This window comes from Paenibacillus sp. MAH-35 (genome assembly GCF_058135425.1).
Map to the genome: position 1 here is coordinate 1 of NZ_JBYUPU010000025.1, position 20,782 is coordinate 20,782.

16 protein-coding genes, 1 pseudogene and 1 riboswitch are annotated in these 20,782 nt (G+C 56.8%); of the genes and pseudogenes, 6 read left to right on the plus strand and 11 right to left on the minus strand.

Annotated features, from left to right (window positions below; all coding sequences use genetic code 11):
- Positions 1–34 precede the first annotated feature (34 nt).
- The 3 genes from AC3Y2E_RS22630 to AC3Y2E_RS22640 are packed head-to-tail and all read left to right on the plus strand — an operon-like array spanning position 35 to position 2,823.
- Positions 35–757: a GntR family transcriptional regulator gene (locus AC3Y2E_RS22630; protein ID WP_379214378.1), complete on the plus strand. Its 723-nt coding sequence runs from the start codon at positions 35–37 to the stop codon at positions 755–757.
- A 29-nt stretch (positions 758–786) separates the two neighbouring features.
- Positions 787–1,806 carry a zinc-binding dehydrogenase gene (locus tag AC3Y2E_RS22635; protein WP_379214380.1) on the plus strand — a complete coding sequence of 340 codons (1,020 nt, stop codon included), beginning with the start codon at positions 787–789 and terminating at the stop codon, positions 1,804–1,806.
- A 15-nt stretch (positions 1,807–1,821) separates the two neighbouring features.
- The gene (locus AC3Y2E_RS22640; protein WP_379214383.1) at positions 1,822–2,823 is read left to right on the plus strand and encodes a Gfo/Idh/MocA family protein; all 1,002 of its coding nucleotides are present in this window, start codon (positions 1,822–1,824) and stop codon (positions 2,821–2,823) included.
- A 75-nt stretch (positions 2,824–2,898) separates the two neighbouring features.
- Here AC3Y2E_RS22640 and AC3Y2E_RS22645 read toward each other — a convergent pair whose 3' ends face one another.
- Positions 2,899–4,074 (minus strand): KamA family radical SAM protein, encoded by a 1,176-nt coding sequence (locus tag AC3Y2E_RS22645; RefSeq protein WP_379214385.1) that lies wholly within the window; start codon positions 4,072–4,074, stop codon positions 2,899–2,901.
- 278 nt (positions 4,075–4,352) lie between these two features.
- A riboswitch (cyclic di-AMP (ydaO/yuaA leader) is annotated at positions 4,353–4,504 on the minus strand.
- A gap of 189 nt (positions 4,505–4,693) precedes the next feature.
- Between AC3Y2E_RS22645 and AC3Y2E_RS22650 the strand changes: the two genes are divergently transcribed.
- From AC3Y2E_RS22650 to AC3Y2E_RS22660, 3 genes are all read left to right on the plus strand, one after another.
- Entirely contained in the window at positions 4,694–5,641 is a 948-nt protein-coding gene (locus AC3Y2E_RS22650) for a helix-turn-helix transcriptional regulator (RefSeq protein WP_379214387.1), read from the plus strand.
- A gap of 45 nt (positions 5,642–5,686) precedes the next feature.
- Positions 5,687–6,571: a prenyltransferase/squalene oxidase repeat-containing protein gene (locus AC3Y2E_RS22655; RefSeq protein ID WP_379214389.1), complete on the plus strand. Its 885-nt coding sequence runs from the start codon at positions 5,687–5,689 to the stop codon at positions 6,569–6,571.
- A 295-nt stretch (positions 6,572–6,866) separates the two neighbouring features.
- Entirely contained in the window at positions 6,867–7,379 is a 513-nt protein-coding gene (locus AC3Y2E_RS22660) for a GNAT family N-acetyltransferase (RefSeq protein ID WP_379214391.1), read from the plus strand.
- 178 nt (positions 7,380–7,557) lie between these two features.
- On the opposite strand, the gene AC3Y2E_RS22665 is transcribed toward AC3Y2E_RS22660, so the two are convergent.
- From AC3Y2E_RS22665 to AC3Y2E_RS22710, 10 genes and pseudogenes are all read right to left on the minus strand, one after another.
- Positions 7,558–8,466, minus strand: coding sequence for a hypothetical protein (locus AC3Y2E_RS22665; RefSeq protein WP_379214394.1), 909 nt, complete (start codon positions 8,464–8,466; stop codon positions 7,558–7,560).
- A gap of 1,261 nt (positions 8,467–9,727) precedes the next feature.
- On the minus strand, positions 9,728–11,131 hold the full coding sequence (locus AC3Y2E_RS22670) for a sulfatase family protein (protein WP_379214396.1): 1,404 nt from the start codon (positions 11,129–11,131) through the stop codon (positions 9,728–9,730).
- 36 nt (positions 11,132–11,167) lie between these two features.
- Positions 11,168–12,079, minus strand: a complete 912-nt coding sequence (locus AC3Y2E_RS22675; protein WP_379214398.1) for a helix-turn-helix domain-containing protein — start codon at positions 12,077–12,079, stop codon at positions 11,168–11,170.
- Between the two features lie 70 nt (positions 12,080–12,149).
- Positions 12,150–13,565: a sulfatase family protein gene (locus AC3Y2E_RS22680; RefSeq protein WP_379214400.1), complete on the minus strand. Its 1,416-nt coding sequence runs from the start codon at positions 13,563–13,565 to the stop codon at positions 12,150–12,152.
- A 36-nt stretch (positions 13,566–13,601) separates the two neighbouring features.
- A pseudogene (gene cysC / locus AC3Y2E_RS22685) lies at positions 13,602–14,126 on the minus strand (adenylyl-sulfate kinase); the annotation flags it as partial.
- Positions 14,127–14,140: 14 nt separating this feature from the next.
- Complete coding sequence (locus AC3Y2E_RS22690; RefSeq protein WP_379214402.1) at positions 14,141–15,157, minus strand: Gfo/Idh/MocA family protein; 1,017 nt, start codon at positions 15,155–15,157, stop codon at positions 14,141–14,143.
- Between the two features lie 115 nt (positions 15,158–15,272).
- Positions 15,273–16,661: a sulfatase family protein gene (locus AC3Y2E_RS22695; protein ID WP_379214404.1), complete on the minus strand. Its 1,389-nt coding sequence runs from the start codon at positions 16,659–16,661 to the stop codon at positions 15,273–15,275.
- Positions 16,662–17,061: 400 nt separating this feature from the next.
- Positions 17,062–17,865: a sugar phosphate isomerase/epimerase family protein gene (locus tag AC3Y2E_RS22700; protein ID WP_379214407.1), complete on the minus strand. Its 804-nt coding sequence runs from the start codon at positions 17,863–17,865 to the stop codon at positions 17,062–17,064.
- A gap of 13 nt (positions 17,866–17,878) precedes the next feature.
- Positions 17,879–18,985 (minus strand): Gfo/Idh/MocA family protein, encoded by a 1,107-nt coding sequence (locus AC3Y2E_RS22705; protein ID WP_190931246.1) that lies wholly within the window; start codon positions 18,983–18,985, stop codon positions 17,879–17,881.
- A gap of 191 nt (positions 18,986–19,176) precedes the next feature.
- On the minus strand, positions 19,177–20,241 hold the full coding sequence (locus AC3Y2E_RS22710; RefSeq protein ID WP_379214410.1) for a Gfo/Idh/MocA family protein: 1,065 nt from the start codon (positions 20,239–20,241) through the stop codon (positions 19,177–19,179).
- Positions 20,242–20,782 lie beyond the last annotated feature (541 nt).

The following is a 20,782-nucleotide window of genomic DNA, read 5'->3' on the forward strand; positions in this document are numbered from 1 at the left end:
TATAAAATCACCGTGAAGAAAGGAGTTGGAACCTGTGCAACCAACGGAACCGAAAATCCTGCTTCAGAAAAAAAGCATGAGCCACGAGCTCGTAGAGCTTATTAAGCGGAAAATATTAAGCGGCGAGCTGAACCCCGGGGAGCGGATCGTCGAGATCAAGCTGGCCAAGGAGTACGGCATCAGCCAGTCGCCGGTCCGGGAAGCGATCCGCCATCTGTCCGGGGAAGGGATCGTTACGATCGTTCCGAGCAAAGGCCCTGTTGTCAAAAAGATGGAGGCGGCCGACATCTTCGAGATTTATTCGCTGCGTTCATCTCTGGAAGCGCTGGCCATCCATCTGACCACTCAGCATGCCTCGGATGAGGAAATCCGGGAATTGGTCGAATTTTACGGCCAGATGGGCGACTGGCTGCACGACGAGACGAAACCGACCTTGCTTAAGGAATCGCTGCATCTGCATCAGAGCATCATTCAACTTTCCCGGCATTCCCGGCTCATCCAGGTGTACGAATCGATCTCGTTTCAGATCGAGCTGGTCAACCGGATTCTCGGCATGACTTCCACGAAGCAGAAGGAGTACAACGATCATCGCGAGCTGATCGAGGCGCTGGTGGCGCGCGATCCGGCATCGGCGGAGCAGATCATGCGCAGACATATTCAGCGCTCCTATCAGGAATGTATGGAGGTGCTGCGGAAGAATGAGGCAAGCGAGCGGCGGGAGATCGGGACGAGCTGGTTTGCGGAGGACCCGAAATAAAGCAAAACATGGAGACGGAGGCAAGCGGGATGAACGTATTGGTTTGGACGGCACCTGAAACGATGAAGCTGGAGGAGCATAACCGCCCGGTTCCCGGGAAGCAGGAGGCGCTGCTGCGGATCGAGGCGGTAGGGATATGCGGATCGGAGATTGAAGGGTATCTGGGACATAACAGCCTTCGCGTCCCGCCGCTTATTATGGGGCATGAATTTTGCGGGATCGTGGAGCAGGTCGGCGATCCGGGAGACGAGGCATGGCTGAACAAAAAGGCGGTCGTCAATCCGCTGCTGTTCTGCGGAACGTGCGACCGCTGTCTGAAAGGGCTGACGCAGCTGTGCGGCGAGCGGCGCATTATCGGCATCCACCGGCCGGGAGGCTTCGCAGAATGGGCGATCGTACCGGTCGATACATTAACTGAAGTTCCGGCGGCGATGAGTTCCCGGCGCGCCGCCCTGGCCGAGCCGCTTGCCTGCTCGCTGCGGGCGACCCGAAGGGCGATGGAGCGGCATCCTTTTGCGAATGTAATCGTCTTCGGCGCCGGAGGGATCGGGCTGTTGTGCGCGAAGACGGCGGCTTTGCTGGGCGCTTTCAAAGTGATGGTCGTCGATACGAATCCGGACCGGCTGGCGATGTGCCGCAGTATCGGCATAACGGATACGGCCCATGTACGCGAGGACAATTTGGAAGAGCGGGTGCAGGCAGCTTTCGGAGGGCGGGGTACGGACGTCGTCATCGACGCCGCGGGATTTCAGCCGACCCGGGAAGCGGCCGTCAGACTGCTTAATCCGGGCGGGACGCTAATGAATATCGGCCTGGGCATCGACGATACGGTGCTGCCGATCAACTATACGATCCGTTCCGAGATCGAGCTGCTCGGATCGTTCTGCTACACGCGGCAAGATTTCAAAGACGCGGTCCAGCTGCTGGTTTCCGGGAAAATTACAGAGGACGGCTGGACGGAGGAACGCCCGCTAGCGGAAGGGGCGTCCGCTTTCGCAGATCTGGTCGCGGGCAAGGTGACGAAAGGGAAAATCATTTTGCGGCCGTAAGGGGAGGGCTGGATCGTGGCAAGTACAGTCAGAGTCGGCATTATCGGGTTAGGAAACTGGGGGGAGTGCCATCTCGAGGCGTTTCATGCGCTTCCGCACGCGGAAGTGGCGGCCGTCGCCGATCCGAGACCGGATCGTCTGGACGTGGCGAAGATCAAGTACGGTGTATCGTCGTGTTATACCGATTACAACAAGCTTCTTGAGCGGGACGATATCGATCTCGTCAGCGTGGTGACAACGGAGCACCTGCATCTCGATCCGGTCGTGAAGGCGCTTTGCTCCGGCAAGCACGTGCTGGTGGAGAAGCCGGTGTCCACCCGGCTTAGCGAAGCTGCCGAGATGCACCGGGTCGCGCTGGAGCAGGGGCGCTACGTGATGCCGGGCCATCTGCTGCGGTTCGACCCGCGTTATGCGGACATCCGGCGGGCGATCGCGGACGGGGAGATCGGCCGGCCGGTTAGCATGTATATGAAGCGGGCCCGGGAGCAGCATTTATTCGCTACCTACAGCCGGACGCACACCGTCTACGAACTCATGATCCACGATATCGATCTGGCGGTCTGGTACGCGCAGAGCCGGGTCCGGACCGTCCGGGCATACGGCAGATCGCCCTCCGGATCGGAAACTCCGGAGGTGCTGTGGGCGTGCCTCGAATTCGAGAACGGGATTCTCGCCTTTTTGCACAGCAACTGGATGACGCCGGATCGGGCGGGCATCGCGATCGCCGACCAGATCGAAGTGATCGGCAGCGGCGGAACCGCGTCTTTCGAAACGTCCAACTCCGGCTTGCAGCTGTGGAACGAGACCGGGCGAACGACGCCGGATACGAATATCCATATCAAGACGCTCCACAAGCAGACGGCCGGTTCGCTCCGCGAGCAGCTCCTTTATTTGTGCGACTGTTTGGGAAGAGGAGAAGCGCCGGACTACGTGTCGTTCGAGGATGCGATTCACGGGGTCGAAATTGCCGATGCGATCGTGAAGTCGGCGGCGGGCGGCGGCGAGATTCGGTTGTAGCTTCGGGAGCCTGAAATAACATAGCCAAAAGCCGTCCGGTCATTGTGCAAGCCGGACGGCTTTTCTGCTGGCGTTTTATCTGCTTCGGGCCACTCTGGCTACTGGCATGTCGGGCAGCTCGTTAACAGAGACCACTTCGTTCGTTTTCTTCTTAGGCTTCTTCCAGAACTTCTCGTTGCCCGGCAAATCGTCGAACCAGGCGGCGTCTTTCGGACAGTCGAGCACCATAAATTTGCCGTAATTATCGTCGCGGGACTGGTGATATTTCAAATACGCCTTGCCGTCTTCGACCGCGAGTATTTCGATTTTGCCGGACGTATGGCTCATCGACAGGCGGACACGCTTGCCGAGACCGGACGTTCTGGCCTTCGCCTGCTCCACGATCCGGTACGCTTCCTCAAGCGAAAGCACGAAATCGCGATTTCCCGCCACCGGCCGGTTAATAAAGAAATAATACGGGGTGACGCCTGCCCACGACAGCCGGTCGAGCAGTTCGCCGAGTACGGCCGGATCGTCGTTGATGCCTTTGAGCACCGGCGTCTGGTTGACGACGATCGCTCCCGCCTCGTGCAAAGCCTGGAAGCCGCGCTTCGCCTCCGGCGTTATTTCGCGGGGGTGATTGATGTGGGCCATGACATAGATGCGCTTGTCGGCCGTGGAGTAAGTACGAATCGTCTCCAGCAGCTCCTCGTCCTCGTAGATCCGCATCGGATTAAAGACGGGGATTTTCGAGCCGAGACGGATAATTTTCACATGCTCCATCTCCCGCAGCCGCTCCAGGATCATTCGCAGCTTCGCGGTAGCAAGGATCAGGCTGTCGCCGCCCGTAAGCAGCACGTTATTGATTTCGGGATGTTTGGCGATATAAGCGAGGCCGGGCTCGACGTCGGACATCGCTTCCTTGACGTCGTTGCGGAACAGCCGCTTGCGGAAGCAATAACGGCAATACGCGCCGCATACTTCGGATACGATCAGGAGAGCCGTTGTCCGGTACTTGTGCTGGCAGCCGGGCACGACATAGTTCGTATCTTCATCGGAGGCGTCCCAGCGCCCGTATTCGGCGAGCTCGCCTTCGTTCGGGATGACCAGTTTTTTGATGGGATCACGGGGATCTTCCCAATTGATGAGGTTCAAATAATAATCGTTGACGCGGAACACGAATTTCTCGGTAATTTGCTTCAGTCTTTTTCTTTCCGTCTCCGGTATGTTTGCAATTTTATCGATATCTGTAATGTACTTTGGCTGTGCCATGCACATTCCTCCCGTTTTTCTAATTTTCGATCTACCCGGCATGCTAGTCAGATCTTAGGGACCGTGTGCTTGCGATTCCTCCCTTCTGTGCTACTATCGTCCAATCCATTCGTAATTCGCCGTTCCGGTCAGCAGAAGATGATGATTGAGGTCAAGGGTGTAAACAAGAAAAGACCCCGGGCGAAAAGGGATTGTCTCCCAACAACGCTCGACAGGGTCTTATACCAATAGAAAAAGACCCTGTATCCCAGGGTCATGTGTGCAGAATGAACATACAGAATGACCCCATCTACTGCTGACGAGGTTAGCTGACGGACTCGGGAAAGATGGTTCCCTACGCGGTCCCGATGAACGGACCGGACGATTCGCCCCTAAAGAATGGTTCCCCCGCTTTCCGATTGGAGAATCGGAAATTAAGCGTACTGTTATTGTATTGAATGAAGGACGTCAAGTCAACCTTTTTATCAAAATATCCCTTTTTTTAACAACAAAAAAATCGGGGCTGCGCGAATTTGAAACAAATACTCTCATTTTCCCGGAAAGCCGGGTACAATTAGTGACATCCATGCTGTCACCATTATACGGATATAATGGGGGAGTAAGAAACGGGGGAGAGGCGTTGAAGAGAGCAGACCGGCTGATGGCGATCCTGATCGCCCTGCAGCAAAGACCGGAGACGGCCCAGTCGCTGGCCGACAAGTTCGAAGTTTCGAAAAGGACCGTTTTGCGGGATATGCAGTCGTTGTCGGAGATCGGCATCCCGCTGTATTCGATGACAGGACCGTCCGGAGGATTCCGGATGATGGAAGGCTTCCGGCTGCCGCCGCTGCAGCTCGATTCCCGGGAAGCGCTGACCGTCTTGTTTGCGCTCCGGGCGATGACGAATATAACGGACACCCCGTTTAACCAGGCCAGATGGACGGTCCTCGACAAAATCCGGTCGGTCCTGCCGGAGGAAACGCTGAAGCAAATCGAGCCGCTGCTCGACAGGATGGAGCTCGAAGTGCCCGTCCGCAAAACGAAAACGCCCCACTTATCCGCCTTGCTCGAGCATACGGCCAAATCCCGGTGGGTTCATGTGCTGTACCGGTCGGAAAACCATCACCGGCGGCTCCGCCTGTATCCCCGCAAAATTTATACGGCGCATGGGTTCTGGTACTGTGAGGCGTTCTCCCCTCTGCATAAGGAAGTACGCAACTTCCGTGTCGACCGGATCGAGGAGCTGGAGGCGATCGACCAGCCGGATGAGGCGTTAAGCGAACAGCTTCTGAGGGTGGAAGACGAGGAAGCGCCGGCCAAACCTGTTGTGCGCATCGCCGCCAAGCTGACCTACCGCGGTGCGCTGCTGGCCGAGCAGGACTACCATATCGGAGAGCATGTCAAGCAAATAGCCGATGACGAGTGGACGGTGGAATTCGATTGTCCCGCCTCCGAGTGGGATTGGGCGGTTCGTTTTTTCTTTACATTGGGCATGCAGGCAGACGTGCTGGAGCCGGACGAGCTTCGCGCCGGGATTCGCGAGATGGCCGGGCAATTATACGAACGGTATACGCCGGATTCGGAGTGAAACTCGCCGTAATCAGATTTATTTTCGAAGGAGGCCAATCCAGTTATGACTAACCATTCCATTATGGACAAAGCCGGATCGTTCCTGTACAGCTATGCGCGGCTGCTGGACCGGAAACGGTACGAGTATCATTTCGAAGGAGGAACGAAGGAGGCGGTCATTCAGGCGCTTCGTGGTTATCAAAATGCCGATGGAGGGTTCGGCAACGCGCTGGAGCCGGATATTCGCGATCCGCACAGCCAGCCGGTCCCGACCGAGATGGCGCTGCTTGTGATGGAGGAGATCGATTGCTTCGATCCGGCGATGATGGAAGGGATCGCCGGGTATTTGCGGACGATTACGCTAGAGAACGGTGGGCTGCCGCTCATACGAAGCAGCGTCCATGGTTACGCCCATACGCCGTGGTGGTCGACAGAGGACGACCGCTGTCCTTCGATAAACCCGACAGGCACGGTCATCGGCCTGCTGTACAAGTATTACGGGGACCAGGCGGTCGTGCGGGAGCAGTGGTTCGAGGAGAATGTACGCTATATATGGAGCTATATGGAGTCGAACGAACCGTCGGGCTTTCATGACGGCACGCATTGGATTCAGTTTCTCCAGCATACCCCGGATACCGGAAGGGCGGCCGCCTACTGGCGTAAAGTCGATGAATGGTTGGGCGCTCCCGGCGTCATCGAGAAAGACCCACACGCTTCGGGATATGTGCATAAAGTGCTGGATTGGGCGCCTCAACGGGAAAGTTATGCCGGCAAATTCGTATCCGGGGAAGACAAGCAGATTCATTTGAAGGCGCTCGCCGAACAACAGCAGGAGGACGGAGGATGGCCGATCAGCTGGCAACCGCCGAGCATCGCTGCGGAGCAGGAATGGCGTGGGTTTGTGACTGTGGAACGGCTGAAGACACTCAAGTCTTACGGGGTGTTGTAAGAAGCGGCAGGCTGCCGGAGAAGTAACGGAAGATGGGCGTATATAGCGTTAAGACCGAGGGGACCGGGAGGCTCTCTCGGTTTTCGTGTCTGGGAAAGAAGCACGGATTCTCCGGTCGGGCATACCGATCTCCTTCAGCTTGCAGCGGGTTTCTCCGGTCCATATTGCTGGTGAAAGGCGCGATCGCGACGGCAGGGGCGTTTCTATGCGTGCGATAATCCTTGAAGATTGGACTGACAGCTGTGGCGGATTATACTAAGACCATGCAGTGCAAACTTCCAATGGAGGTGATAGGATGCAAATGGACGTGACAATCGTACCGCTTCATTCGGTCCGTTCCAGGATAAACGAGCTCGCCGAGCTGTTAATTCGTGTCGTGGAGGATGGGGCATCGGTCGGCTTTATGCCGCCGCTTTCGGCTGAGGAGGCGACCCGGTACTGGGAGGGCGTGCCCGGCCCGGATGTGGTCTTGTATGCGGCACTGGCCGGCGGCCGGGTCGCAGGCAGCGTGCAACTGCACGTATGTACGAAGCCGAACGGCTCGCACCGGGCGGAGATCGCCAAGCTGATGACGCACCCCGATTACCGCAGGCATGGAATCGGCAGACGGCTGATGCTTCAGGCTGAAGCGAAAGCCGCCGAATTAGGCAGGACGTTGCTCGTGCTCGACACGAGGGAAGGGGACCCGTCCAACCGGCTTTACAGCTCGATCGGCTATACGAGGGCCGGAAGGATTCCCGGGTATGCCAGATCGGCAGACGGCGAGCTTCATGCTACAGTGTATTATTATAAAAACCTTGGAGAATAGCCGGTGAAAGGGAAAGGCGGCGATGAAGGAGCCTTCCTCGCGAACATGGCCTTGCCACCGGAATGTGAAGGAAGGAAAGCGTCGATGAATTAGCCAAAAAGCCTTCGGCTCCCGCGCTCCGGGCGGGTCTTAAGGCTTCTTTCGTTGTAACGGGAGCTGCCGGCTTGCCGGAGATCTGTCAACGCTTGGAGCCGCTGTACAGCAGCTTCTTAACATCCTGAACGATATGCTCGGTGATTTGCCGCTGAATCCAGAGATCGTCATCGATATTGCCGTGTGTTGCCGGTACCGGTACCTCTCCGATGCCCGGGCACTCGACGGTCGCGGGCGTGCCGTCCCAGCTGCGCATATAACGGACGAGCATATTTTGCGCGCCGGGAACGTCCTGATAGCCGCAGGACAGACCGTTTTCGACGGGAAAACAAGGGATCATGCCGAAGCCGGTGCACGGATTGCCGCTCGTCACTCCGTTGTGCTGATACCAGTTCTTGATCATGTGAGCTTTGGGGATATCGGCGGCGTTCATCGTGTTGCCCGGGCCGAACACCGGGTCGATCAGACCGATATAATTAGGAATTTTCGCCGTAACCCGGGACAGCCGGCAAGCCGCCCAGCCGCCGTACGAATGGCCGATGATGGCCAAATAGCTGGGTTTGCGGCTTCTTTCCTCGATTTCGTTGTTCAAATCCCAGATCCACGGAGCGCCCAGCGGGTTGCCGTCTTCGTTCTGGTTCCAGCTTCTCCGGAAGACGTTGCGGGCCGGGACGCCGAGTGGGGACAGCCGGATGTATAACGTATCGCGCAGCTTGGATATTCCGGGGCTGTTCATCCCGCTGCGCCCGTTGATGCAGATGACGACGATGTCACCCGCCTTTCCGGCACGGACCGCGCGTTGGTCGCCGTCTGTTCCTTGATCGGAGCCGGACGCTGCTACTGCCGGAGCTTCCTTCCCGACGGCTGACGCGAAACCCGAAAGGGGACTGGCGGGGAGGCCGGGATGAACGTTAGCGGCATAATCGGGAAGAAACGGCCGGGGCGCAGTATGGCTGTACCTCCAACCGCCCCATCTAGGATCGTAATAGTACATCGCGTTCCCTCCCCCGAAGTGTGCTAAACTAGGATATTCACCCAGCCGGAAAAGGTTCCTTGAGGAGCGGCGGGAAGCGGATCAAACGACTGTATCGAAATCGTTCACTACCAAACTAACAATGGGTTTTAAAGAGAAAGGAGAGGGTCTACTGGAAGCGAAGGTTTGTCTCGTGGCGATCGAGGGGCGTCGCAGGACGAATCGATCTGCCTATTAATTAGCGATTGGGGAATGAAGGTCTGCGGACTGAAAGGGGGAGGTTGTCCCCGAAGCCTCTCTTTCTTCGCAGCGAGGGCAGATCATTCAATGACATGTACAAAATAAAAAAAAGCACTGTCGTTTAGACAACTGCTTCTTTCGGGTCCTGGCTCTTGTCTTTGGCGTTGTCTTCGGTTACTTCGTCCGGCTGGTCGAAGGGAACCCGGTCTTCTTCGTAGTACATTTCCGCAGCACCTCCTTTCATCGTTTCTATTAGTATACAAGCCGACTATTATCGCATCGTTAACGGAATGTTACGCTATAGTAAATTGTATGGATGGGATAGCCGCTTATCCACGAAATTCGTGCTGGCTAAATCCTAAGAGTCTCTGGCGAGGCTGTCGATTCATTATGGACAACCAAGTGGAAAGGGAAAAGATTACCTTCTGGCGAGTTTTGTCTGGAATCCCCTACCTTACAATCCTTATTCAATCAAGGGATTCAGGACAACCTGTTTGAGTAGAAGAAGGTAACTTTTCACTTGGAACGGCCTGCGAACACTTCTACACAATGAATCGACAGCCTCTCTGGCACCCTTTATTTTCGGCGGAATGGGATGACAGCGTCAAATAAAGGCGGTTTGCACCCCTTATTTCAACCAACCGATGGCGACTGCACCCCATTCGCGGATTTTAACAGCTTCCAACCGCTCTTATTCCGTGTCGAGGCGGGTTTTCGGACAAAATAAAGGGTGCAAACCGCTCTTACTCTCTACTATTCCCTCTTATTCCCTCTTATTCGCCCCCCTCTTAAAATGAAACCTATGCCACGTTGCCACAATGAATGATCTTACGTAAGCGGCGACATTTCTTAGAAAAGAGTGTTTTGTTTTGCCGTTTTACCATTGTACCGTTTTGCCATTTACTATTATATTGTTTTAATGTTTTACTGTTTTGGTTTTGCTGTTTTGATGTTTTGGTGTTTTAACGCTTTAATGTTTTGCAAAATAAACATTCTTAACCGCAAAAAAACAGGAGCGACTCCACGAATCGCTCCCAGCTCTCTATAGCTTGCTGCCGCCCAGCAGCTGCCGGCGCATCCATTCGTTGGCGACGAGCGCGTCGCCGTCCGCGTCCAGCGTCTCGTAAAGTCTGCGCCGCAGACCGGCGACGAGGCCAGCCAGCTCCGGCTCGCCGATCCGGTTCGTCAGCTCGGCCGGATCGGCCGTCAGCTCATACAATTCGTCCGTATCGGTCGGATTCCAGATGTATTTCCATTCCTTCGTCCGGATCATCCGCTGCGTATACAGCCCGAACTGCTGCCCGTTATACGAGGCCACGACGGCATCCCGCCAATCCGGGTCGTCCAGTCCGCCGCTCACCAGTTTGGCCCAGGAACGGCCCTGCAGGTGATCCGGATCGTCCGGCTGCAATCCGAGCAGGTCGAGCAGCGTCGGGGCGAGATCCAGCAAATTGTAGACGAGCCCGCCACACGCCGTTCCTTCCTTCACGACGCCGGGGTACCGGACGATCAGCGGGACGTGCACGACATCATCGTACAAAATATAATGTTTGTCCATCATCCGGTGCGAGCCGCACATATCGCCATGATCGGCGGTAAAAAGGACGAGGGTGTCATCGGCGGCGCCAAGCCGGTCCAGTGTCTGCAGCACGCGCCCGACCGCTTCGTCCAACTGGCTGATGATGCCGTAATACCGGGCGACGACGGGAGCCCAGTCGTTCCAGGTAAAGTTCTCGATCCCCCAGTTCAGCAGCTGCTGCTTCTGGATATACGGCTTCCCCACGAACGTCTCTGCGAAACCGTCCCACTGCGGAACCGTGTCCGGATCGTACATCGTGGCGAAATGTCCGGAAGGGCGGCAGGGCAGATGCGGCTCCGGGAAATGAAGCGCCATATGCCACGGCTTCCCGGAATTGTGCAGCAGCTCGAGCTGCTCCTCGGCACGCGCCGCGAGCCAATGGGTGCGCGAATGTTCGAGCGGAATCGGACTCGCCTCGCCGAAAAATCCGTTCGAGAACTTCACGTCCGGATAGCGCTGCTTGACGAACCGGGCGTATTCGGCTTCGCCGGTATACGAACCGTAACCGAAAGCGGTGGCGTCCAAGGTCGGATGAACGCCCCATTTGCCCAGAAAAGCGGACACGTAGCCGCTGCTTTCGAGCGTTCGTGCCCAGCTGTACCCGTCCGGCTGGAGCGAGGCGACGGGCAGGGCCCCGTTAAAGTTCCATAATGCCCCGAACGTTTCGGCCCTTCGCCCGTTCATCAGCGATTGCCTGGCCGGTCCGCATACCGGAATATGCGAATAAGCGCCCGAAAATACGGCGCCTTGAGAAGCTAGCAGATCAAGATTCGGCGTGCAGACCGGATATTTGCCGCTGGAGCCGATACAATCGTAGCGGAGCTGGTCCGCGGTAATCAGCAGAACATTCGGACGTCTTTTCCCCATAACGGATCGTGAAGGTCTCCTTTCCCAAGTCGGGAATCAACGCACTTCGCGCTGCAGCCGGCGCAGTTCCAGCCCTTGGCGGTACCGGCTCGGCGGGCAGCCGACATGTCGGAGGAACAGGCGGCTGAAGAACGAAGGGTCGTCATAACCGACCAGCGAAGCGACGGTGATCACTTTTTCTTCCGATTCGGTCAGCAGACGTTTGGCCCGTTCGATCCGGATGTCATGCAGCACATCGATGATGCTGCGGCCGAATTCCTGCCTCATCAGCCGGTTCAGCTGGCGTATGCTGACATTGAACAGTCCGGCCAGCGATTCCAGCGTAATCTTCTTGTCGTAATTGCGTTCCATATAACCGTAAATGCGTCTTGCCGTTATTTCCCGGTCGACTTGGCGCGGGGAAGGAATCGTCCCCCGGCTTTGCATCAGAGAGTAGTAACGGGAGAGAAGGACGAGCAGCTCGATCAGCTGCAGCCGGATCAACGTTTTGTGGCCGAGTCCGCGGTTGCCGATTTCCCGGATCATGCTGTCCAGCAACTGGAGCACGAATACCGCATCCTGCCCGTGCAGATTGAGCCGGTGGTTGAAGCGGACATCTTGTTTCATAAACGGATGAACGTAGAAATAGTCCATCGAAGCGGTAATCTCCAGCTCCTTCAGAAGCGCGTCGGGGATGAAGGACGGCATGAACAAACAGTTGACGATTTCCATATGCTCGCCGGGATTTACGGAGTAGGCATGGGTTTCACCGGGATTGATGATATATACGTCCCCGGCCCCGATCTCATATTCCGTCCCCTGGAAAATGTGATACCCGCTTCCCCCGACGACGTATACGAGCTCCACGAATTCGTGGCCGTGCTCCGCGATCGCTCCTTGGACATGCCGGGTAATCCAAAACGGGAATTCCTCTCTCATTAATCCGCTGCTTCTGATCATATCCTTCATCCTTTGCTTCACTCCTCGCCCTATAACTCCGAACATTCGGTCGCTTTATGACGGTTTTGATGCGTAACGGTTAGCGGGTATGAACGGCCGAGTCGAAACGTTCCCGGCGAGGATCCTGCTTCCAGTCGTCCCAGGACAGTCCGGCGGAAGCGAGAATTTGCTCGATCCGTCTGCGGAAGGGAAGCCCGGCTTCCCGGAGCTGCCGCTCCATCGGGTCCTCCCGGCCGTTCAGCTTGCGGCTTACGAAGTCGTGCAGCTCGCGTTCGAGCCGATCCGCCAACTCCGGCAGCGAGTCGGCCAAATTGACCGTCTCCCCGGGGTCGGTCTGCAGGTCGTACAGTTCTCTCTCAGGCCGGATATAGGGGCCGGAATCGTAAGTCCGGATCAGCTTGTACCGGTCGGTCCGGATCGCCCTAGCCGCCTGCCAGGCGCATTCGCTCAAATAAACGGTGTCGTGGGTCCGGTCGGCCGTTCCCTCGATAGCGGGCCACAAGCTTTTGCCGTCCAGACCGTCCGGATCTTGCAGCTTCTCGCTGCGAATGTCTGCCGGCTGTTCGCGGCGGACGGCTTCGAGAATCGTCGGCAGCAGATCGACCTGCTGGACGAATCCCGGCACCCGGCGGCCTTCCGGCATCCGTCCGGGCCATCTCATAATGACCGGAACGTGTACAGTCGGCTCGTACAACCCGCAATGATCCCAATAAATATCGTGCTCGGTCAAGCTTTCTCCATGATCGCCGAACAGGACAAGCAGCGTATCCTCGCGGATGCCGAGCGCCTCCAGCCGGTCGTCCAGCTCCTTCAGCCGGTCGTCCAGATAGCGGATCTCCGCGTCGTATAACGCGTCGTAGTAATCGCTGTCGGTCACTGCGCCGATCAGATCGTAATGATGATGCTTGAAGAACGGATAGGCCAGATGGTTGTAAGCCTGTTCCATGCTGCGGTTGGCCGGGTCCCGGGGATCGCGTCCGCCATCGTAAAACTGCGGTACCAGCTCTTGGGGCGGCAAATACGGCGTATGCGCGTCCCAGTAATGCAGGAACAGAAAAAACGAATCGTCCTTATGCTGCTCCAGCCAAGGAAAAGCAAGCTCGTTTACCGTCTTGCCGTCGATCCAGCGGTTGCCGCCTACGCTGTTGATATAATACCGGTACCCTCTGGCGAACCATTCCTTCAATTGATACAAATTATCGACAGCGGAGGTCGTAAATCCGGCCGACCGCAGCAGGGAGGGCAGCCATGTGGTCGATTTCGGCAAGGCGGTCAGCTCCGAGCCGTGCGAGACGACGCCGGTAGTCAGCCCGATTTTGCCGGTAAAGACGCCGGTATGCGCCACCTCGGTCGGAATATCCGCGGCATAAGCCCGCTCGAACAGCACCCCTTCGCGGGCGATCCGGTCCATATGCGGGCTGGTCGGCTTGTTATAACCGTAAGCGCCAAGTCTGGAGGCGCGCAGCGTATCCAGCGAGATCAGTATGATCTTCATTCCAGTTTCCTCCTAATCGGCCCATTCGTCAAGCGGTTACACCAGGCCGAGCCGCGTTAGGATGGCGGCGCTGTTCGTTTCGAGCGAATCGGACGACGTCCGGATTGTCACATCAGGTGCGAGCGGAACTTCATACGGATCAGATATTCCTGTAAAATGCTTCAGCTCGCCTTGTCTCGCTTTGGCATACAGCCCCTTGACGTCACGCCGTTCGCATTCTTCCAGCGGGCATTCCACATAAATCTCGACATATCCGGCAAGCTCCTTGCGGGCATAATCGCGCATCTCCGCGTAGGGGGTAATCGCTGAGACGAGAACGATCACGTCGTGCTTCGCCAACAGCCCCGCAACGTAAACGATGCGTTTTATATTTTCAAGCCGTTCTTCGCGAGTGAAGCCAAGTCCTTTGCAGATCGTCTGACGCAGCGTATCGCCGTCTAGCAGCTCCACACGGCGTCCCTGCTCGAGCAGCCGGTCTCTTACATATTCGGCGGTTGTCGTTTTTCCTGCTCCGGATAAGCCGGTAAACCATAATACGTTCGCTTGCTTATTCATGTCAGCGTTCCTCCGGTGGTCTAAGTTGAAGCTTCCGGCTTCGGCACATCGATGGGCTGGCCGCCGAGCTCGTGGGAGCGGATCGCGGCTTCGATAATCTCCTGCGCGGCGAGCGCGTCGGCGCCCGACGCATCGATATCGCCGGGGGCAACGCCCGCCTTGATTTGTTCCACAAAACGGTTGATGCGAATCCGAAACGTATCGTTAAAACCCATCATTCCGTTAAAGATCGGATTGCGGAATACGGTCAGATCGCCCGAATGATGCGGATAATAGGTCATGCTTTCGTATACGTTGTCGATGACGATCCGACCTTCATTGCCCGCTACTTCGCAACATTCGATCGGATGGCGCATCGACATATCGTAGCTGCCGGTCAAATGTCCGACGGCTCCGGAGGCAAACTGCATATTGACCGATACGGTCGACCATGACTGGCGGCCCGGAGCTTTCGTCATAAACGATTGGACCCGCGCCACGTCCCCGGCGAAATACCGCATCACGTCGATCGAATGGGGGTGAAGCGCTCGCATGTGGAGCCATTCCGTATCTTCCTGCGGATTTTGAATGGTCAGCCGCATATTCAGGAAGAGGAGGGAAGAGCCGAGCTTTCCCTCCGTAACGAGCTCCTTCGCGCGAAAGGCGGCGGGCGTGAACCGGTGGTTCAGATTGCAGGCGAAGCGGACGCCCCGTTCGCGGGCAAATGCGACCATCCGTCTCGCCTCGTCGATCCGGTTGGAGATCGGCTTCTCGACGAGCACGTCTTTGCCGGCTTCGATCGCCGCCATCACCGGCGCGTAATGGTGACTGCCTTTCTCTACGCCGGACGTCGCCACGATGACGACGTCGATCGGTTCCTTGGCCAGCATTTCGGCCATATCCGTATAGGCGGGCACTCCGTATTCCAGCCCGGCTTTTTGCGCCCGCTCCGGCATCAGGTCGCAGACGGCGGCAAGCTCCGTATCGGGATGCTGCCGGTACGTGCGGCAATGAATGCCGCCGATATGATTAACGCCTATCACCGCGATTTTGATCATGGTGAACCTTCCTTTCCGTACGCCGGATCGGTGTAATGAGCCTTGTTCAGGCAATACGCTCGTGTTCTATGAAGGATCCGGGAATCGGCGATCGGTGCCGTCCGGTTACGCGTTCTCACTTCTCCGCTTTTTTCTCCTGAAGGGACCGGGCGTTGACGATCGAACCGATATACATGCCGTCGTACGCTTCCTGCGAAGTCGTGAACGGCTTGCCTTTGCCGTGCCAGTTCAAGTTCGTGAAGATCGGATTGACACGGTTCGTTTCCGCTTCGCGCTTGGCGATATAATCGTTCATCCGCTTCTCGAGAAGCGCCACGATCTCCGGCTCCTGGTCCGCGACGTTGTGATTCTCCTCCGGATCGCGGATCAGGTTGTACAGCTCGACCTCCGGCTTGAAGTGGAAGTCCGGCTCCAGCGCGCGGATCAGCTTCCATTCCGGCGTACGCCAGCCGTGCTTGCGCATCCAGGTGCATTCGGTAATATAAAATTCGCTGATCCGTTTGATTTCGTCCCCGTTCATCCATTTTACCAGGTTTTGTCCGTCGAACTGGATATTCGTTTCGATTCCGAGCAGATCGAGCACGGTCGGCATAATGTCCTGGATCAGCGATACGCTCGAGCACCGCTTGCCCGCAGGGACGACGCCGGGATATTTAATAATCAGCGGCACGACGAGCGTGCAGTCGTACAAGCCGTGATGATCGAAGTAGCAGTCGTGCTCGTACAGCGTCTCGCCGTGATCGGCCGTAATGACGATCAGCGTCTCCTCGGTAATGCCGAGCGCGTCCAGCTTGGCGAAGATCGACTGGATGCACGCATCCATATAAGCGACGGCGCCGTCGTATTGGGCGGTCACATAGGCGTGATCGGTGACGCCTTCGGGGATCCACGATTTCAGAAAATCGGCAAACGGCTTGAATCCGTATACCGGTTCCATCGACGAGTTGGACGGATTTTTCTCGTCGCCTCCGTAGAAGGTGCGCTCATACGGCTGCGGCGGCAAGTAAGGAGAGTGGGGGTCCATATGCCGCAGGAACAGGAGAAACGGCTTATCGTCGGCGGCAAGCCGCTCCAGCTCAGGAATGGCGACCTCGTTCAGGTTTTGCGCCTTCGGCGCGCGTCCGGTCTCGTCCGGGTGCCATGATTCGAAGTTCAGGTACGTCTGAAACCCGCGCGACGACGGATTGCCGGTAAATCCGATGCAGGTCGTATTGTAGCCGTTCTCGCCGAGCACCTCGGGCAGTGTGCGCACATGGTCGCCGAGCGGGCCTTTGTGCCGGAGCGCGACCACATCGGTTCCGAATACGTCCATGCCGGTCAGCATCGCGGCATACGCCGGGGTTGTAGGGATGCTGGGGCTGAAATGCTGCTCGAACAGGACGCCCTCCGAGGCGATTTTATCGAGGTGCGGCGTGGTCAGCCTGGAATAGCCGTACGAGCTCATATGGTCGCGGCGCAAACTGTCGATGCCGAAAAGGATCACATTCGGTTTTTTGGTTGACATTTGGATTCCTCCTAAAAGTGGATGCCCGGTCCGGCGTTAGGAGCCCGGTTTTTGGCGCATCTCCTGCTTATGAGCGTAAAAGGTACCTGCCGAATAGGAGCGGTTTGTGAGACTGTCGATTCATTGTGTAGAAGTGTTAGCAGGCCGTTCCAAGTGAAAAGTTACCTTCTTCTGCTCAGACAGGTTGTCCGGAATCCCTTGATTGAATAAGGATTGTAAGGTAGGGGATTCCAGGCAAAACTCGCCAGAAGGTAATCTTTTCCCATCCTCTGAATAAGCCGAAAAGAGAGGGTACAAACATCTCTTATTTCATTAGAAGAGGCGGTAAGTAGTATGTTTTTGAGTATGAGCCGCAGGGAAGCTCACCGCTCACTTCGCAAGCTCAGCCGCCGCGTATCGATCAGCGGGCGCCCAGCTGTTTCAGGCAAGCGTTCAAATACCCGTACGATTCGGCCGCTACGATCGAAACCTGGGCGAGCGAATGCTCGGGAGTCGCCCCGATTACTTCGAGGACGACCGGGCCGTTGTAGCCGCCGTCGACCATCGCTTTGCAGTAGCCGAACAAATCGATATCACCCCGTCCGCACGCCTGCATCTCGATCGGACCCGGTCCGCGTTCCCGGCCTTTGCAGTCGCGGATATGAATATGTTTGACCCGGCTAAGGACGGCCGGCAGCGCCTCTTCGGCGTTTTCGCCGGCGCGATGAATATGGCTCGGGTCCATATCGATGCCGAAGGCGGCCGAGCCGATCTCCTTCATCGCCCGTAGCGTCGTGGGCGTATTGTAGATGGCGTTGCCGACGTGTGCTTTCACGCATAAGGTAACGCCGAAGGAGGCGGCTTTCTCGGACAAGCGGGCCAGCTTGTCGATCGAAGCGACTACGTCTTCCTCGACGCCGAGCTTGCCTCCGGGGCCGACGTTGATGACCGGTATTCCGATCTCCGCCGCCGCTTCGAATGCCGGCAGCAGCCGCTCTTCGCTTAAGGAGGCGACCTCCGTCGACAGAAATTCAAGGCCGTTCTCCTGAACGATTGCCTGCAGCTCGTCTTTCTGTTCCTTCCACCTGCTCAGATCGAGATGCTCGCACATCCCCTGGATGGCCGATATTTCCACTCCGTCATAACCGCAAAGCGCGATTTGTTTGGCAGCGGTGGCAAAGTCGAATTGCTTGAACAAAACGGAATTGACGCCAAGCTTTATCATTGTAAAGTCCCCCTTAACGCATCGTGTGCGGATCGCCGATCAGCGGCGGCAGTGCATGCGGTCTGACGACTTCACCGCCCCGCTCGTACGATTCCATTACGGCAAACGTATATTCCAGCACCGCGAGCGCATCCCGTCCGTTCGCGCGAAGCTGATCGCGCGGCACTCCGTTCGAAATGTCCTCCAGGAAGGCATGCAGCCGGTTGTTGAAGGTCCGGTTGAAATCGGTCGTTCCATAGTGGGTCACTTCCGGTTCCTTCTGCACGCTGATGGCCGGAATGCCTTTCTCCGCTTTCCAGAACGACACTTTCTCTACGCAGTTCTCGATACAAAACGTGCCGCGCGTCCCCGCCATCTCGACACTCCACCATCCGCCGAGACCGTACACCGCATCGCCTCTTTGGCTGAGCAGGTAACCGACGCCGCCGTTTGCGAATTTGACGTGAATGCTGTTGATCGATACCATGACGTCGCCTGCGCTTCTGCGGAAGCCGGGACGGTCGGAGAACGTCTGGATGTGCGTAATGTCTCCGCAGAAGTAACGCATAACCGAGAACGGATGAGTCAGAAACGCCTTCATATGGAAGTAAGGATGACCTTTGATTTTCGGCGAACCTGCCAGAGCGTAATTCAGCTCCCCGCCGTTAAAACCCATCTTGGTCAAGCAGTAGACCAGCTCTCCGATCTCGCCGTTATCCACATATTGCTTCGCTTTCTCGGCAGGAGGGGTGAAGTAGTGGTTCAAGTTGCAGCCGAGGTACACTTTCTGCTTATCCGCATAAGCGACCAGCTCGCGCGCCTGCTGCACGTCGTGGCAGATCGGCTTCTCGACGAGCACATGCTTCCCGTAGCTGACTGCTTCCATCGCCGGTTCGAAATGCCAGCTTCCGTTGTCGATTCCGCCGGTCGTTACGTCGACGATTTGCAGATCCGGCTCGTTTTCGATCATATCCTTCAAGCTGTAATACGCCTTTACGCCGTATTTCTCGGCGACCGCGTCCGCGCGTTCCTTCACGACGTCGCATACCGCGATCAGGTCGGCCAGGTCATCCTCCTGATAACAAGCCGCATGGTTTTTACCGATTCCGTTTAATCCGACTATCCCGATTTTTAATGCCATTCGCACTGCTTCCCGGCTCGCCCGGTCCGTGCAATGCCGGCGTATTAGGTGTATCGGAATCAGGCTGGGCTCTCCGCCGACACCATCGTTCACTCACACCTATGACCGGGATTGCACCAAGGCGGCGGAAAGCTTCACCTGCCTCTCGTCCTATAATGGATTTTACGTATTGGTTCCTAGTCTGTTATCGCTTACAAACGCTCGATCATCGGATCGTCCAGCGTCACTCTCCGGCCTTGCAGCGAAGAAGCATAGCAGGCCAGCACGAGGCGCAGCGAAGTGCGTCCTTCCTCCGCCGTAGCCAAAGGCGGCCGTTCTCCCCGCACAAATTCGGCCAGCGGCCGCGCCAAGCCGCGTATGCGATAGCCGTGATTAGGCGGACTTTCGATATCGCTGGCCGTCCAGACGCCGGTCGCCGCTTCGAATCGTTTCAACCCGGGCCCGTCTCCCGGCCGGGCGATGTTGCAGCTGGTGGCGTCGCCGTAATTTTGCACGATCGTTCCGCGTTCGGCGATAATCTCCGTCGTATTTTCCGCCGCCGTACAGGTGAAGGAGCAGTTAACCTCGGCGATCGGTCCGCCCGGATAGCGGAAGATGGCGATCCCGTTATTCATCGGAATGCGCGGGTTGTACAGCGACTCGATCTCGGCCGTTACGCTTTCCGGAACACCCAGCCAGTAATAGAGCAGGTCAATCGGATGAGCGGCGTCATCGGCCCAAATGTCGCGGTTGTACTCGGGCTGGACATGCCAGGAGTCGGCGAAACTTTCCTGAAGCGCCATCGCGAGCCCGTGTCTTCGGCGGATCATGAACAGCTGCCCGAGCTCGCCGCTGTCGATCCATTGCTTCATCTGCCTATTTTGCGGGTCGGCTCTCATCTGCCATGCCATCGTAAACGGTACGCCGTGCTTACGGACCGCCTCGACGATCCGGTCCGCCTCGCGGATCGTAAGCGCCATCGGCTTTTGTAAAATAATCGCTTTGCCGGCGGCCGCCGCTTGTTCGGCCAGATCGGCATGCTTCGACGTCTCCGAGGCGATCACGACTGCGGCGATATCGTCCCGATCGAGCAGGGCGGAAACGTCTTCATAAGGCTGCAGCCCGAACGTTTCCGACGCTTTCCGCAGTCTCGCCGGGCCGTGGTCCCATCCGGCTACAACCTGAATGCCAAGCTCGGAGTTGTTCCATTCGCTGCAGTAAGTCGATACATGGCCGTGGGCAAAGCCTAACACGCCTATACGTACCGGTTCGCTCATGCTCACACTCCTTCCGATTGGAGAAACGTTTTCCGGATGACTGGGTCTAGGAGCTTTTCATACTTCCATCATAATCGTCGGCCTTGCCGGTTTCATGGTGGATCGGGACAATAATAAGATCGATCGGGACGGAATGAGGCTGTCCGCATGTAAAACTTATCTGTAAGGCTGCAAAAAGCAAAAAGCAAATAGCGTTCAGGCACAAAACCTATATTGACAAGAAGTTTAAAATCATATATCTTTAAATTAAGATAATGATATTTAAGATAAAGTGAAACGTTGGATGCGGGAGAAGGGAGAGGGCAAAATAATGAAACGCTGTTTTTCGAATTCCATGTCGGTCCGGCCTCCAGTAAGAGGCAGCTTTCCATAGGTACCGGACGGCTCATTAGCTGCTGTAACGTTCGTAGATTGCAACGCCGTTATTCCTGTCTTTATATGAGAGGGACAGCAGTTTAGGGAACCCCGTCGCAGACGAATGTTCACAAAGCGCAGCAGCCGGAGCTGCGGATATTCGCTTCATTCCGGGCCAGGCGATTAC

What these genes read in the sequence shown, in the direction of transcription:
- AC3Y2E_RS22635 (WP_379214380.1), top strand. Translation starts at nt 787, where the DNA reads ATGAACGTATTGGTTTGGACGGCACCTGAAACGATGAAGCTGGAGGAG.
- AC3Y2E_RS22645 (WP_379214385.1), bottom strand. Translation starts at nt 4,074, where the DNA reads ATGGCACAGCCAAAGTACATTACAGATATCGATAAAATTGCAAACATA.
- AC3Y2E_RS22655 (WP_379214389.1), top strand. Translation starts at nt 5,687, where the DNA reads ATGACTAACCATTCCATTATGGACAAAGCCGGATCGTTCCTGTACAGC.
- AC3Y2E_RS22660 (WP_379214391.1), top strand. Translation starts at nt 6,867, where the DNA reads ATGCAAATGGACGTGACAATCGTACCGCTTCATTCGGTCCGTTCCAGG.
- AC3Y2E_RS22665 (WP_379214394.1), bottom strand. Translation starts at nt 8,466, where the DNA reads ATGTACTATTACGATCCTAGATGGGGCGGTTGGAGGTACAGCCATACT.
- AC3Y2E_RS22670 (WP_379214396.1), bottom strand. Translation starts at nt 11,131, where the DNA reads ATGGGGAAAAGACGTCCGAATGTTCTGCTGATTACCGCGGACCAGCTC.
- AC3Y2E_RS22675 (WP_379214398.1), bottom strand. Translation starts at nt 12,079, where the DNA reads ATGAAGGATATGATCAGAAGCAGCGGATTAATGAGAGAGGAATTCCCG.
- AC3Y2E_RS22680 (WP_379214400.1), bottom strand. Translation starts at nt 13,565, where the DNA reads ATGAAGATCATACTGATCTCGCTGGATACGCTGCGCGCCTCCAGACTT.
- AC3Y2E_RS22690 (WP_379214402.1), bottom strand. Translation starts at nt 15,157, where the DNA reads ATGATCAAAATCGCGGTGATAGGCGTTAATCATATCGGCGGCATTCAT.
- AC3Y2E_RS22695 (WP_379214404.1), bottom strand. Translation starts at nt 16,661, where the DNA reads ATGTCAACCAAAAAACCGAATGTGATCCTTTTCGGCATCGACAGTTTG.
- AC3Y2E_RS22700 (WP_379214407.1), bottom strand. Translation starts at nt 17,865, where the DNA reads ATGATAAAGCTTGGCGTCAATTCCGTTTTGTTCAAGCAATTCGACTTT.
- AC3Y2E_RS22705 (WP_190931246.1), bottom strand. Translation starts at nt 18,985, where the DNA reads ATGGCATTAAAAATCGGGATAGTCGGATTAAACGGAATCGGTAAAAAC.
- AC3Y2E_RS22710 (WP_379214410.1), bottom strand. Translation starts at nt 20,241, where the DNA reads ATGAGCGAACCGGTACGTATAGGCGTGTTAGGCTTTGCCCACGGCCAT.